7 protein-coding genes and 1 pseudogene are annotated in these 14,199 nt (G+C 60.3%); 3 read left to right on the forward strand and 5 right to left on the reverse strand.

Annotated features, from left to right (window positions below; all coding sequences use genetic code 11):
* Window positions 1-327: 327 nt before the first annotated feature.
* Window positions 328-681, reverse strand: coding sequence for a hypothetical protein (locus tag PFLQ2_RS16690; RefSeq protein ID WP_003180713.1), 354 nt, complete (start codon window positions 679-681; stop codon window positions 328-330).
* A gap of 430 nt (window positions 682-1,111) precedes the next feature.
* Here PFLQ2_RS16690 and PFLQ2_RS27710 point away from each other — a divergent pair.
* Window positions 1,112-5,979 (forward strand): annotated as a pseudogene (locus PFLQ2_RS27710) (NAD-glutamate dehydrogenase).
* Between the two features lie 649 nt (window positions 5,980-6,628).
* Here PFLQ2_RS27710 and PFLQ2_RS16685 read toward each other — a convergent pair.
* On the reverse strand, window positions 6,629-7,867 hold the full coding sequence (locus PFLQ2_RS16685; protein WP_003180717.1) for an MFS transporter: 1,239 nt from the start codon (window positions 7,865-7,867) through the stop codon (window positions 6,629-6,631).
* A gap of 118 nt (window positions 7,868-7,985) precedes the next feature.
* On the opposite strand from PFLQ2_RS16685, the gene PFLQ2_RS16680 reads away from it, so the two are divergent.
* Window positions 7,986-8,870, forward strand: a complete 885-nt coding sequence (locus tag PFLQ2_RS16680; RefSeq protein ID WP_003180719.1) for a LysR family transcriptional regulator — start codon at window positions 7,986-7,988, stop codon at window positions 8,868-8,870.
* A gap of 112 nt (window positions 8,871-8,982) precedes the next feature.
* A complete protein-coding gene (locus tag PFLQ2_RS16675) occupies window positions 8,983-10,722 on the forward strand; it encodes an OPT family oligopeptide transporter (protein ID WP_003180721.1) in 1,740 nt (579 codons plus the stop codon).
* Between the two features lie 57 nt (window positions 10,723-10,779).
* Here PFLQ2_RS16675 and PFLQ2_RS16670 read toward each other — a convergent pair whose 3' ends face one another.
* From PFLQ2_RS16670 to PFLQ2_RS16660, 3 genes are all read right to left on the reverse strand, one after another.
* Window positions 10,780-11,703, reverse strand: coding sequence for a hypothetical protein (locus tag PFLQ2_RS16670; RefSeq protein ID WP_003180722.1), 924 nt, complete (start codon window positions 11,701-11,703; stop codon window positions 10,780-10,782).
* Window positions 11,703-12,974, reverse strand: a complete 1,272-nt coding sequence (locus tag PFLQ2_RS16665; protein ID WP_003180725.1) for an MFS transporter — start codon at window positions 12,972-12,974, stop codon at window positions 11,703-11,705. The genes PFLQ2_RS16670 and PFLQ2_RS16665 overlap by 1 nt, the downstream gene beginning before the upstream one ends.
* Window positions 12,975-13,098: 124 nt before the next feature.
* Entirely contained in the window at window positions 13,099-14,148 is a 1,050-nt protein-coding gene (locus PFLQ2_RS16660) for a type III polyketide synthase (protein ID WP_003180727.1), read from the reverse strand.
* Window positions 14,149-14,199 lie beyond the last annotated feature (51 nt).

Raw genomic sequence — 14,199 nt, forward strand, 5'->3', positions numbered from 1 at the left:
AAACCGGTTTCAGGAAACATCAGAATCCAGATGCCCGTCAAGCGGATCTCGACATGAGTGCGACCGACGGTGGTGAGCTCTAAGCGACGAATCAGCGGGAGGAGGGAAGAAAGGCCCCGACATACTGTGGCGAGGGAGCTTGCTCCCGCTCGGCTGCGCAGCAGTCGCCATTCGTGCTGGCGCGGTTTAGCTGCCAGATCGCGGTGTGTGGTTTTTGGGGCTGCTGCGCAGCCCAGCGGGAGCAAGCTCCCTCGCCACATGTGTTACCGACGCCATTGCTCTGTGGGAGCGAGCTTGCTCGCGATGGCGCCTATGAAAACGCTGGAATCAGTCCTGTCTTACATAGGTCCCTGTACCCCGCAGAATGTTCTGCAACGTCAGTTCCACTTCGGCCAAGTCCGCCGCATCGCTGTCATGAGTGATTTCCAAGACGTCATCGCCATTGAGCGCATCGGCGTCCGCTGCGGCAATTTCGATCTTCAGCAGGGTCGGGCTGAGCGTCACCTTCACCCCATCAAGCGTCGAAGGCTCGCCATCCAGAGTGATTTCCAGTTCATCTTCGTCGGGGTAGCGGGTCATCAGGAACATGTCGCCCTGGGCGCTGTGGCAGCAGAGCATGGCCATGTTGTCTTCTTCTTCATCACACGGGTTGGCGATCAGAAGGGCGGTGGTCATTTTCATGGTGATGGCTCCAGGATCGAGTGCACCTGCGGGGTGCAAAAAGTGGATTCTGCCAGTGCGAACGATTTTCTGCTGGTTTACCGCCTCGGGGTGCCGTTTGGTCCCCAGCCTGCTAGGGTTGTCCGGTGCGTACCGGCTGTTTAGCTAGCCGATGACCGAATATGTCGCAGCGCTGCAAGCAGGCACGTTGTCGCACTCGTTAAGCTGCGCAACGGATGTGCACCTGCAAAAGCCACCTCCGGGTGCTTTTTGCAGGTGTCCATGACATGAAATTACATGGAAAAGGATGTGACCTGCGGGTCTCGTCCAGCTTCACCCACCTGTCATCCTGTTTCCTCTGCCCGAGAATCAGGAACGGGATGGCCGACAGCCCTGCAAGGGGTTGCACGCGACGCTTTCATCAATAACAAGCCCAAGCGGAGTACCACAGATGGCGTTCTTCACCGCAGCCAGCAAAGCCGACTTCCAGCATCAACTGCAAGCGGCACTGGCGCAGCACATCAGTGAACAGGCACTGCCACAAGTGGCGCTGTTCGCTGAACAATTCTTCGGCATCATTTCCCTCGATGAACTTACCCAGCGCCGGTTGTCTGACCTCGCCGGCTGCACCTTGTCCGCCTGGCGCCTGCTTGAGCGCTTCGATCACACGCAACCGCAAGTGCGTGTCTACAACCCCGATTACGAACGCCACGGTTGGCAGTCGACCCACACCGCGGTCGAAGTGCTGCACCACGACCTGCCGTTCCTGGTGGATTCGGTACGTACCGAGCTGAACCGCCGCGGCTACAGCATTCATACCCTGCAAACCACCGTGCTGAGCGTGCGTCGCGGCAGCAAGGGCGAGTTGCTGGAAATCCTGCCCAAAGGCACCCAGGGCGACGACATCCTGCAAGAGTCGTTGATGTACCTGGAGATCGACCGCTGTGCCAACGCCGCCGAACTCAATGTCCTGAGCAAGGAACTTGAGCAAGTGCTGGGCGAAGTGCGGGTCGCGGTGGCTGATTTCGAACCGATGAAGGCCAAGGTCCAGGAAATCCTGTCGAGCCTGGACAACAGTGCCTACGCCACCGATGCCGATGAAAAAGCTGAAATCAAAAGCTTCCTGGAATGGCTGGTGGGCAACCACTTCACCTTCCTGGGCTACGAAGAGTTCGTGGTGCGCGATGAAGCCGACGGCGGCCACATCGAGTACAACCCCGATTCGTTCCTCGGCCTGACCAAATTGCTGCGCGCCGGCCTCACCGCCGATGACCTGCGCATCGAAGACTACGCGGTCAATTACCTGCGCGAACCGACCCTGTTGTCGTTCGCCAAGGCCGCGCACCCGAGCCGCGTGCACCGTCCGGCCTACCCGGACTACGTGTCGATCCGCGAGATCGACGCTGACGGCAAGGTCATCAAGGAATGCCGCTTCATGGGCCTGTACACCTCCTCGGTGTATGGCGAGAGCGTGCGGGTCATTCCGTACATCCGCCGCAAGGTCGCGGAAATCGAGCGTCGCTCCGGCTTCCAGGCCAAAGCGCACCTGGGCAAGGAATTGGCCCAAGTGGTGGAAGTACTGCCGCGTGACGATTTATTCCAGACCCCGGTGGACGAGCTGTTCAGCACCGTCATGTCCATCGTGCAGATCCAGGAGCGCAACAAGATCCGCGTGTTCCTGCGCAAAGACCCGTATGGCCGGTTCTGCTACTGCCTGGCCTATGTGCCTCGTGATATCTATTCCACCGAAGTGCGCCAGAAGATCCAGCAAGTGCTGATGGATCGCCTGAAGGCGTCGGACTGCGAATTCTGGACCTTCTTCTCCGAATCCGTGCTGGCCCGTGTACAGCTGATCCTGCGGGTGGACCCGAAGAACCGTCTCGACATCGATCCGGTCCTGCTGGAAAAAGAAGTGGTCCAGGCCTGCCGCAGCTGGAAGGACGACTACGCCAGCCTGGTCATCGAAAGCTTCGGCGAAGCCCAGGGCACCAACGTACTGTCGGATTTCCCGAAAGGCTTCCCGGCCGGCTATCGTGAGCGTTTCGCCGCGCACTCGGCCGTGGTCGACATGCAGCACCTGCTGAGCCTGAACGAAAAAATCCGCTGGTGATGAGTTTCTACCAGCCGCTGGGCCAGGTCTCCGGCCAGCGCGAGTTGCACTGCAAGCTGTATCACGCCGACACGCCGCTGGCGCTGTCCGACGTGTTGCCGATCCTGGAAAACCTCGGTCTGCGGGTGCTGGGCGAGTTCCCGTACCGCCTGCGCCACACCAATGGCCGCGAGTTCTGGATTCATGACTTCGCATTCACCGCTGCCGAAGGCCTGGACCTGGATATCCAGCAGCTCAACGACACCTTGCAGGACGCTTTCGTCCACATCGTGAGCGGCGATGCCGAAAACGATGCGTTCAACCGCCTGGTGCTGACCGCCGGCCTGCCGTGGCGCGACGTGGCGCTGCTGCGTGCCTACGCCCGTTACCTGAAACAGATCCGCCTGGGCTTCGACCTGGGCTACATCGCCAGCACCCTGAACAACCACACCGACATCGCTCGTGAGCTGACCCGGTTGTTCAAGACCCGCTTCTACCTGGCGCGCAAGCTCAGTGGCGACGACCTGGAAGACAAGCAACTGCGTCTGGAACAGGCGATCCTCACGGCGCTGGACGACGTCCAGGTGCTCAACGAAGACCGCATCCTGCGTCGCTACCTGGACCTGATCAAGGCCACCCTGCGGACCAACTTCTACCAGACCGACGCCAACGGCCAGAACAAGTCCTACTTCAGCTTCAAGTTCAACCCGCACCTGATCCCGGAACTGCCGAAACCGGTGCCCAAGTTCGAGATCTTCGTGTACTCGCCACGGGTCGAAGGCGTGCACTTGCGCTTCGGTAACGTGGCTCGCGGCGGCCTGCGCTGGTCCGACCGTGAAGAAGACTACCGCACCGAAGTGCTCGGCCTGGTAAAAGCCCAGCAAGTGAAGAACTCGGTCATCGTGCCGGTGGGCGCCAAGGGTGGTTTCCTGCCGCGTCGCCTGCCGCTGGGCGGCAGCCGGGACGAGATCGCGGCCGAGGGCATCGCCTGCTACCGCATCTTCATCTCGGGCCTGTTGGACATCACCGACAACCTCAAGGACGGCGCCCTGGTGCCACCGGCCAACGTCGTGCGTCATGACGACGATGACCCGTACCTGGTGGTGGCGGCGGACAAAGGCACCGCGACCTTCTCCGACATCGCCAACGGCATCGCCATCGACTACGGCTTCTGGCTCGGCGATGCGTTTGCGTCCGGCGGTTCGGCCGGTTACGACCACAAGAAAATGGGCATCACCGCCAAGGGTGCGTGGGTGGGCGTGCAGCGCCACTTCCGTGAGCGCGGCATCAATGTCCAGGAAGACAGCATCACCGTGGTGGGCGTCGGCGACATGGCCGGCGACGTGTTCGGCAACGGCTTGCTGATGTCCAACAAGCTGCAATTGGTGGCCGCGTTCAACCATCTGCACATCTTCATCGACCCGAACCCGGAGCCGGCCAGCAGCTTTGCCGAGCGCCAGCGCTTGTTCGACCTGCCGCGTTCGGCCTGGACCGACTACGACACCAGCATCATGTCCGAAGGCGGCGGTATCTTCTCGCGCAGCGCGAAGAGCATTGCCATTTCGCCACAGATGAAAGAGCGCTTCGACATCAAGGCCGACAAGCTGACCCCGACCGAACTGCTCAACGCCTTGCTCAAGGCGCCGGTGGATCTGTTGTGGAATGGCGGTATCGGCACCTACGTCAAGGCCAGCAGCGAAAGCCACGCCGACGTTGGCGACAAGGCCAACGATGCACTGCGCGTGAACGGCAACGAACTGCGCTGCAAGGTGGTGGGCGAGGGCGGCAACCTGGGCATGACCCAACTGGGTCGCGTCGAGTTCGGCCTCAATGGCGGCGGTTCCAACACCGACTTCATCGACAACGCCGGTGGCGTGGACTGCTCCGACCACGAAGTGAATATCAAGATCCTGCTCAACGAAGTGGTGCAGGCTGGTGACATGACCGACAAGCAACGCAACCAGTTGCTGGCGAGCATGACCGACGAAGTCGGTAACCTGGTGTTGGGCAATAACTACAAGCAGACCCAGGCCCTGTCCCTGGCGGCACGCCGCGCCTTCGTGCGGATCGCCGAATACAAGCGCCTGATGAACGACCTGGAAGCCCGCGGCAAGCTGGATCGCGCCATCGAGTTCCTGCCGGCTGAAGAGGCGATCAACGAGCGCGTCTCGGCGGGCCATGGCCTGACCCGTGCCGAACTGTCGGTGCTGATCTCCTACAGTAAAATCGACCTCAAGGAAGCGCTGCTCAACTCCCTGGTTCCGGACGACGATTACCTGACCCGTGACATGGAGACGGCGTTCCCGCCGACGCTGGTGAGCAAGTTCTCCGAGGCCATGCGTCGCCATCGCCTCAAACGCGAGATCGTCAGCACCCAGATCGCCAACGACCTGGTCAACCACATGGGCATCACCTTCGTTCAAAGGCTCAAGGAGTCTACGGGCATGAGCCCGGCGAACGTGGCGGGCGCGTATGTAATCGTTCGGGATATCTTCCACCTCCCGCACTGGTTCCGTCAGATCGAAGCCCTGGACCATCAGGTTTCCGCCGACGTGCAACTGGAGCTGATGGATGAGCTGATGCGCCTGGGTCGTCGCGCGACGCGCTGGTTCCTGCGTAGCCGCCGCAACGAGCAGAACGCTGCCCGTGACGTCGCTCACTTCGGTCCGCACCTGGCGGCGTTGGGCCTCAAGCTCGACGAACTGCTGGAAGGCCCGACCCGCGAAGGCTGGCAGACCCGCTACCAAGCGTACGTGGCAGCCGGGGTGCCGGAATTGTTGGCGCGCATGGTTGCTGGTACCGCCCACCTGTACACCTTGCTGCCGATCATCGAGGCGTCCGACGTCACCGGGCAGAATGCTGCCGATGTGGCCAAGGCCTACTTCGCCGTGGGCAGCGCCCTGGACATCACCTGGTACCTGCAACAGATCAGCGCACTGCCGGTGGAAAACAACTGGCAGGCCCTGGCCCGCGAAGCGTTCCGCGATGACATCGACTGGCAGCAACGGGCGATCACCATCTCGGTCCTTCAGGAAGGCGATGGCACCCAGGACGTGGAAACCCGCCTGGCGCTGTGGCTGGAGCAGCATCACGAAATGGTCGAGCGCTGGCGCGCCATGCTGGTGGACATCCGTGCCGCCAGCGGCACCGACTACGCCATGTACGCGGTTGCCAACCGCGAGCTGCTGGACCTGGCGTTGAGTGGTCAGGCGGTCGTGACGGCCAACTGATCCTGCGTTGAATAAAAAAGCCCCGCATCGAGAGATGCGGGGCTTTTTTCGTTTTTTTCTCGAAATTGACAGATAAAGCCGTTGCGGCATGCCTGTCGGTGGACCGCGCTAGGGTTTTGTCTTCGCGTCGGTCGAGACGACGCGATCATAACCGACAGGGTGTGACGCCTCGGTGGGCACCCATAGCCGTTCGCTTCGACATTTCAATTTCACGCCTTTGCGCGGTGCCATGACCCGGGTGGTCTCCAGGCACATTTCCTTGGTCGCGTAGGTTGGCTGCATCTTTCGTTCCTCCACGCAACCTTCGATACCACTGCAGATAGTCATGACCACAATGTATACCGTCATCATCCTGGTATTGCTCCCATCGAAACGATGCGATTGATGCGTCCTGCGTCAGCCTTCTCTGGCTTAAACGAGTAGCAATGACAGGCGGATGATGAGCCTGTATCCAAGCTCCCAGCAATGGCGTATTGATGCCTTCTGTCGGGAAAATGACGATATTTTCACAATTGTTATTTATGTCAAAAATGCCGCCAATATGTTGGCGAAAAAAAGATGTCGGGCGGGTTAAAGCTATGGGCAAAGCTGCCAGTTACGTGTCGATGGATGTCGCGAGCCGAGCCCACATCCGTCAGGCGCGACACGCTTACCGTGGGCCTTTACCCGCATTCGGGGCTTCGCCCGAAGGTGCTGGAAAGCCATGATGCTTCGCGGACCACACCACCACTAACGTCACCAGCAGAAGACCCACTAGCACAGGGGCGAATACCGCGACACCGCGGTGATCGAGCAGCAAGCCTCCGATGATCCCCCCACCGGCGATGGCCAGGTTCCAGGCCGTGACCAGCATCGATTGGGCTACATCTGCCGCCTCTCCCCCCGTCTTGGCAATTGCGGTTTGGAACAGTGTTCCCGCGCCGCCAAAAGCGATCCCCCAGGCGCCCGCCGCGATATAGACCGCAACCAGGCTATCGCTGAGCCCCCACAGCATCAGCGCCGCGATGGCGAACAGGCACGTGCCGGCGAGCGTCAATGGCCGAAGGTGCCGGTCAATCAGTACGCCGACGATCCAGATACCCACCAGTGACGCGACGCCGAAAACCAGCAATACGCGTTCTGTCCGGTCCGCCAGCCCGGCCGCGCCCAGGAACGGGGCGATATAGGTAAACAGAATGTTGTGCGCCAGCACGAACGAAAGCACCACGAGCAGTACGGGCCGAACGCCGGGCAGCGTGACGACATGACCCAAGCCAAAGCGCTTGTTCGCGGCTTGCCCAGGAAAATCAGGCACCTTGAGGCGCACCCAGACCATCAAGGCCACGGCGAATAGACTCATGATCGCGAAGCTCATGCGCCAACCGATCAGGTTGCCCAGCAAGGTGCCGGCAGGTACGCCCAGGGATAACGCCAGTGGCGCACCGACCATGGCTATCGCAATGGCCCGGCCTTTCTGGTGCTCGGGCACCATGCGCGCGGCATAGCCTGCCAGCAAGGCCCAGAGCAGCCCGGCTGATACCCCGCCCAACAGCCGGGCGATGATCGTCAAGACGTAGCTGGTGGAAAGTGTGGTGACCGTGTTGGCGACGGCGAAACCGGCGATGGCGAGCAACAGAAGAGACCGGCGCCGCACGCCCTGGGTCGCGGCCGTCAGTGGAATGGCCGCCAGCAGCGAGCCGATTGCGTAGACCGTCACCAGTTGGCCGGCCAGCGCTTCGGAAATGGCCAGGCCTTCACTGATTTGGGGCAGGAGGCCAGCGGGCAGCGCTTCGGTCAGGATCGTGACGAAGGCCGCCAAGGCCAGGGCAAACAGTGACCCGATGGGCAGCGGCGCGGCTTCGACAGCTGCTTGCGCAGGTGCAGCGATATGGGGGTTTGCAATCGTCATGTTTCACCTATCGATAGCGGGTTTCATACATGCCGACTACGGTAGGGGGCCGTCCACGACGGGACAAGAATGCTAGAGTGCCGAACACATCGGAAAAAATGTCCGTAATGGAGTGGCAATGGAATCGCTGAGTGGCATTGAGTTTTTTGTCCGGGCCGCTGAAACCCGCAGCTTTTCAGAGGCCGGACGGGCGCTGGGCATTTCTTCCTCGGCGGTGGGCAAGAGCGTCGCCCGATTGGAGGCGCGGCTGGGGGTGCGTCTGTTTCATCGCAGCACGCGAAGCATCACGCTGACGGCCGAGGGCGCGCTTTTTCTTGAACGCTGTCGGCGCATTCTCTGCGAAGTGGAGGCGGCCGAACTGGAACTGTCCGAGACCCGGAAGGCGCCCAGCGGTAAGTTGCGGGTGAGTCTGCCGCTCGTTGCAGATTTGGTGATGCCCACGTTGATAGCCTTCATGCGCCGCTATCCAAGCATTGAACTGGACCTGGATTTTTCCGATCGGCTGGTGGATATCATTGAGGAAGGCTTCGATGCGGTCATTCGTACCGGAGAGCCGAACGATTCGCGGTTGATGTCCCGTCCATTGGGCCCGTTCAAGCTGGTGGTGGTGGGTTCACCCCGTTATTTTGCCGAACACGGTACGCCGCGGGTCCCCGCTGATCTGCTGCGCCATGCCTGCCTGCTGTATAAATTTCCCAGCACGGGCAGGTTGCAGGCCTGGCCGGTCAGGCAGGAAGGGGAGGCCGAACTCAACCTCCCGGCCACCCTGCTTTGCAATACCACCGAGGCGTTGTTGCATGGGGTGCGCGATGCCTTGGGAATTGCCTGCGTGCCGGACTTTACGGTGCGCGATGCGATCGCCGGGGGTGAGCTGGTCACCGTGCTGGACGACTTCAACCAGCATCAGAGTACGTTCCGTATGCTGTGGCCATCCAGCAAACATCTGGCCCCGAAGCTGCGGGTGTTCATTGATTTCATGCATGCCGAGTTGTTCAAGCGTTGAGCGAAGTGGCCTGGGCAGCTCAAGGCATTGCCCTTGCCCGGTGTGAACCTTCCGGCAACACAGCGCTCACTTGTTAAGTCGTCGCGTTTGATTTTGCCGATAAGGATTTCGCATGCTGCCAACCTCTTCATCGATTCCCTTGAGCCCTCCTGTCGAGCGCGAGTTCAGCGTGCGTGCGGTCAGCACGGGCATCGTGCTCGGTATCCTGCTGACACCCTCCAATGTATACGCGGGGTTGAAGATCGGTTGGTCGTTCAACATGTCGATCATTGCCCTGCTGATCGGCTATGGCATCTGGCAGGGCCTGGCCCGGCGTTCAGCCGACGGGCTGCCCTGGACGCTGCACGAAAGCAACATCAACCAGACGGTGGCTTCTGCCGCTGCGTCGATCATTTCCGGTGGACTGGTCGCGCCCATTCCGGCCTACACGTTGCTGACCGGCGAACAGTTGGATGTTATCCCGATGGTTGCCTGGGTCTTCTCGGTGAGCTTCCTGGGAATCTGGATTGCGTGGTACCTGCGCCCGTCGCTGCTCAACGACAAGGCGCTGAAATTTCCCGAAGGGATGGCGACCCTGGAAACCCTGCTGCACATCTACAACCATGGTCATGAGGCGGCGACGCGTTTGAAGGTGCTGCTCAGTGCCGCATTGCTGTCCGCAACGGTCAAGTGGGTGGACACCTTTTTCTGGGCCTTTCCACGTTGGTCGCCCAACAGCCACTTGGAGCGCCTGACCTTTACCGCTGACCCTTCGCTGCTGTTGGTGGGGTTCGGTGGGATCATCGGTATTCGGGTTGGCCTGACGCTGCTGCTTGGCGCCGTGCTGGCGTGGGGTGGGCTGGCGCCGTGGCTGCTGGAGCAGGGGCTGGTGCAATTGCCGCAAGGCAGCAGCGGCCCGCAGTTCGCTGCGTTGGTGGAATGGCTGCTGTGGCCCGGCGTCAGTCTGATGGTGTGTTCGACGCTGGCCTCCCTGGCGATTCGTCTGTGGGCCTTGCATGCGTCGACCAAGGCGGGCGGCGCGGCAATATGGACGCGGCCCAAGGCAGGGCCTGCCAGCGGTTTTCTGTTGGCGATTGTCTTGGTGGTCGGCCTGCAGACGCTATTGTTCGGTATCAGCCCGTGGATGGCATTGCTGACCATTCCCCTGGCGATCTGCCTGGCGGCCGTGGCGGCGAGAGTGGTGGGCGCGACGGGTATCCCGCCCATCGGTGCCATCGGTCAATTGTCCCAACTGAGCTTCGGCATCGTTGCACCGGGGCAGGTGCCGATCAATTTGATGAGCGCCAACACTGCCGGAGGTTCAGCCGGCCAGTGCACGGATTTGATGAATGATTTCAAGGTGGGCCGGGCGATTGGTGCGACGCCGCGCAAGCAGTTGTTCGCCCAGACGCTGGGGATTTTCGTCGGTAGCATTGTTGGCGTATTGGCCTATCTGGCGTTGATCCCCGATCCTCAAGCCATGCTGCTCTCCGAAGAGTGGCCGGCCCCGGCGGTCGCCACATGGAAAGCCGTGGCGCAAACCTTGACCCATGGCCTGGATTCGTTGTCGGTGAGCATCCGCTGGGCGATTTTCGTCGGCGGTGCGGTCGGTTTGCTGCTGGGCGTTTTCGACAGCCTGTTGCCCGAGCGTCGCGCCCGTTATCTTCCCAGCACGGCGGCTTTGGGCCTGGCATTCGTCTTGCCCGCCTCGATATCACTGATGATGGCCCTCGGTGCGGTGCTCACGTGGGCTGTGAGCAGCCGCTGGCCGAGCCTTACTGAACGCTTTGCCATCACCGCTGCCGCCGGATTGATTGCCGGAGAGAGCATGACCGGCGTGGGGGCTTCGTTGTGGCAGATGATGGGCGGCTAGCGGATTTGGCCGGATGATTATCCGTGTCTTCGTCGAAAACCTCCCAGCGCCAAGCCTCTAGAACTTTTTAGGCGCCGACAGGGGATGTTCGCTGCACGGATTGTGCGAAGCGTGCGGCTTGGGCAGGGGAAGCAGCGACGCCAGTTCTTCCTCGACGATTTGATTGCTCATGGTCAATTCCAATTCGGGGCAATCAATGCTGAGCCAATCGCCATGCTGCAGTGGCACCGGCGTAGTGCGGTGGCTCAAGCTATGGAAGACATAGTGAACCAGCCCAGGTTCGAGAAATTGCTCATGTTTCTCCAGGAAGCCTTGCGAATACCGACGCAGGCTTTGCCAGCGGTGCACGCTCATCCGATGGTGGCTCGCCGCCAGGGGCAGGCCGTCGCGTTCTATCTGGACGTTGATGGCCAAGTCAGCCTGTAACTCTCCCAGGATCAGGGCGGGGGCGATGGCGCAGGTCCGCAAACGCGCATGGGTGGAGGAAACGGCGTCACGGCTGTGCAGCACATGATCCTGGATATCGGTGCCCAACGTAAAACCAATGAAGCGCAGCGCGCCAAAATGGTCGACCCAGTAAAGGCAGACAATGCATGGCTCGCTGCTGATGCTTTGGGCGTGGTAAGGAATCTGCAACGGGTCCCCGTCAGTCTTGAGCAATCGACCGTTGCCTTTGTAATACCAGGCCTGTTCCGTCTTGGCGGTGCACAGTGTGATCTCGCTGACCTGAACAGCCAAGTTGTCATCGGGTTTGAGCGGCGGCCTGTATTTCGCGCCTGTGGGCGAGAGCGGATAGGGCGTCGATGGGAGGCTCCTGAGGTAGGATTCCCAATCCATGTTCAGGCGAGCGCAGTGGCTCAGGGCTTCATAAAGGTTTCCCTGCGGTGATCGTACTTCCAGGCTTTGCCCGGATTTGAAGTCGAATACACCCAGCCCGCGCAGCGGCTGCGGCGAGTCCAATAGCATTACGTAATGCGTCATCACTTATCCTCCAGCGTCAAGCGAGCGGGCAGGGGGCCGTAGTCCGCACGGTCATTGAAAACAGGGCTGGCTTCCTTGAGCCGCAGGGACAGCAACCCGCCCATCAAACTACCAGCCAGTGCCAGAAACAGAATGGCGGTAAGCCCCCAGTTCACGGCGATGTACCCGGCGACCACGGGCGCAACGCCACCGCCCAGGATTTCTCCGCAACCCACCACCAGGCCCGTAGCGGTGGCCAGTAAACTGGGTGGCACTGATTCGCTGGTCAGTGGGCCGACGGTGATGCAGATCAGGCTGAAATTGATGAAAGATAAAAAGAACAGCTGGAGGAACAGTAGCCACGGTAACGGCGGGGAAATGATGAGCAAGCCGACCAGTAGTGTGCTGATCAGGAAGCAGATGGAAACGACAGGCTTGCGGCCCAGTTGGTCAGACAAACCGGGAATGACGAGCTGGCCGAAAAAACCACCCAGGCCGATCGCGGAGATGATCATGGCCATGGAGAAATTGCTCAGGTGCAAGACGTCTGTCAGGTAGCTGGGGAGCAGGGCGCACAGGACGAATTGGCACGTCAGTATGCATAGCATCAAGGCAATGTTGAGGCGCACGTTGCCGCTGGACAGGGCTGTTCGCCATTGGCTGCCGGAGGGTTCTACGAGCGGCCTTGGATGGGGCGCCTGGCTCGGTTGGTAGGTTCGATACAGATACCAGGCCACCAGCAGGCCCGGCAACGAGATGATGGCGAACACGGCGCGCCACGATCCGAACATTTCAAACAATACGCCCGCCAGCAGCGGCCCCAGGCACAGGCCGATGATGGGAAACAGTGCCTGCTGGATGCCCAGGTTGAGCCCGCGTCGGCACGGCTGCGAAACTTCATCGGTGACAATGATGCTGACCGGGGTGAAGGCGCCTTCGCAGATCCCCATCAAGGCGCGCAGGAGCACCAGGCCCATAAGGCTTGAGATCAACGCAGATGCGCCGGCCAGGAGCGATACCAAGGTAATCGAAAGCACCAGCAGTTGCTTGGTGCCCAATCGCCTGATAGCAACGCCCATGAAGAGGGCCGAGCCTCCCCAGGCAAATGCCAGGATCGCCGATAACAGGCCCAGGTCCTGATAGTCCAGGGCCAGGTCATGCATGATCACCGGGAACAACGGCATGATAATGAATCGATCAAGTCCTACCAGCCCGAAGCTCAGCGACAAAAGAACGACCATGCGTCTTTCGTAGCCACCCCAAGGTCGAGTGGCAAGATACGTACTCTCCATGTTCTTCCCCTTCTTTCCTTAGCCCTTTCGACGTTTTCTCGAAACGGGTGAACGCTTGTGTTCGATACTCCTGTAGCCAGGGGCGGATCCGCCCCCGGCTTGGTGCGTGCAATGTGTTGGTCTGTCAGGCCACCCACTTGCCCACGGCCATTTCAGCTGTGAAGCCAGGGCCGAAGGCTGCCAGCATGCCGGTCGCTCCATTGGCCGGCCCGCTGTCGAACTGGCGCTTGAGGACGTCGAAGACCACCACGCTGGCAATATTGCCGGCCTCGCTCAAGCTGTCGCGAGACTGCGCGACCCTGCCAGGTTCCAGATCGAGCTGCAGCACCAGCTCATCAAGAATTTTTCGTCCACCGGTGTGGAAGATGAAAAAGTCATTTTGAGCGCAATGTTGGTTGAAGGTCTCGAAGTTCAATTCCTCCATCATCGGGGCCACGTCTTTAATGGAGTTCATGACGGCTTTGTCCAGGGTGAAGTGAAAGCCGCTGTCCTTGACGTCATATTTAATGTAGTGCTCGCTGTCAGGCAGGAAATAAGAGCCGGTTTTGGCGATCTTGAATCCCGGCGCCTTATCGTCGGCGCGCATTACGCAGGCCGAGACGGCATCGCCGAACAGCGCTGCGGATATGAACGCGTGCAACTTGGTGTCCTGTGGTTGATAGCAGAGTGACGAGAACTCCAGCGAGACAATAAGGGCGTGGTTGTCTGGAGACAGGCTGGCAAAGTCGTTGGCTCGATTAATCGCCGCGGCGCCTGCCACGCATCCCAATTGAGCGATCGGCAATTGTACGGTCGACGTTCGCAGTCCCAAGTCATTGATCAGGTGGGCTGTCAGCGATGGCATCATGAACCCGGTGCAAGAGGTAACGGCGACCATCCGGATGTCGTCCGTGGTCAAGCCCGCGTTTTCAATGGCCTGGCGCGCGGCGATTGAAGACATGCGGCGAGCCTCTCGCTCATACACGATGCTGCGGTGGGTAAAGCCGGTATGCACCGCAAGTTCATCGATGGGCAAGACCAGATACCGTTCATTGACTTGGGTGTTTTGAATCATCCGTTTAGCCAATGCCATGCGCGGATGATCGTCATGCAACTGTTCCAAGTGATCGATCATCTGTTGTTGGGTAATTTTGTAATGCGGGAAAAGCAAGCTGGGTTTGCAAAGAGTAGACATGACAAGTCCTCGGCTGAAAGCCAATAAAGAGTAGAAAACCACGTTTAAGGC

Source organism: Pseudomonas fluorescens Q2-87, assembly GCF_000281895.1.
GTDB classification, from domain to species: domain Bacteria; phylum Pseudomonadota; class Gammaproteobacteria; order Pseudomonadales; family Pseudomonadaceae; genus Aquipseudomonas; species Aquipseudomonas fluorescens_S.